The organism is Streptomyces sp. NPDC004561 (assembly GCF_053602155.1).
Window position 1 is genome coordinate 1 of sequence record NZ_JBSGDB010000929.1, and the last position, 1,137, is coordinate 1,137.

Annotated in this window: 1 protein-coding gene; it reads left to right on the forward strand. The window is 74.3% G+C overall.

The genetic code is table 11. From position 1 onward, the window contains the following. Positions 1-927: hypothetical protein (locus ACWEN3_RS46780; protein WP_452984568.1), on the forward strand; the 927-nt coding region annotated here is incomplete at its 5' end. Positions 928-1,137 lie beyond the last annotated feature (210 nt).

Here is a 1,137-nt window from a genome sequence, read left to right on the forward strand (position 1 = left end):
CCTGCCGCCCCGACGCCCGCGCCCTCCCCTTCGGCGAGCGCGGGGCGGCAGGCCCCGCTCACCGAACCGACCGCCGAGGAGCCGCAGCCCATGATCAGCGAGAGCCTGACCGTCGACACGCCCGCTGGCACCGTGCGCGCCACCGCCGGCCCCCGCCAGGACGACGCCGTCGTCTTCCAGCTGGGCGGGGCGATGCGCGGCAGCGTGCACGTCACCGCCACCCACCACCCCCACCACTGGGACCAGTTCACCGCCGTACGCGCCTGCCTCGGCCCCGTCAACGCCTACCAGACCACCGCCCCCGACGACGCCCTACCGCGGCTCACCCGCGGCCACGGCAGCCTGACCCTCTACCCCAGCGACTACGCCGACCGCCCCCAGGTCAGCGTGTACCCGATGACGTCCGCCGACGGACACGAGCCGCCCGAGAAGACGGCAGCGACGCTCACCGCCGTCTTGCGCGCCTGCGCCGCCCATGTGGCGCAGCGCGACGACCTGCCCGTGCTCCTGGACCTCTCCCGGCAGCGGGACACGGCAGCCCTGCTGCGCTTCCTCACATGGTCGGCCGCCCACCACCAGGCCGAAGCCGCCCGTTTGGAGCGGGAGGCCCGCGCAGCCCACCCCGCGCGGCGCGCCGCCGTGGCCGCCTGGTGGACCGTCGCACGGTGGTTCACCGCCTGCCCGCACCCGGTCCTGCTGCTGATGCTGGCCGACCTCCCCTACTCGGTGCTCCCCAACTCGCTGGCCCGCACCGTCGACGTGCAGCAGTGGTTGGCCCCGTACTGCCTCACCGCGGCCGCCCGCGAGCACGAGCACGCCCGCCGCGCCCAGGCCGAAGCCGACTCCCTGCGTGCCCAGCAGCGCTCACGGCGCCCGGCCCGCCATCCGCACCCCAACGCGGCGCGCCTGAAACTGGAGATGTCGTGACGATGCGCTGGTTGATGACCCTCGAAAAGCGCACCCGCCCCGAGACGCCCACCTGCTGGCGTGGCCGCGAAGTGACCGGCTGGGCCGAGCAGGTCGAGGCGGACGACGTCGAGCCCCCCCGTTACCGTCTTCATGGCTCCGCAACGGGGCCTCCGGCCTTCGGGTCCGGCATGACTTCCCCCCCTTGTTGTTCATGATCCGGGGGGTGGT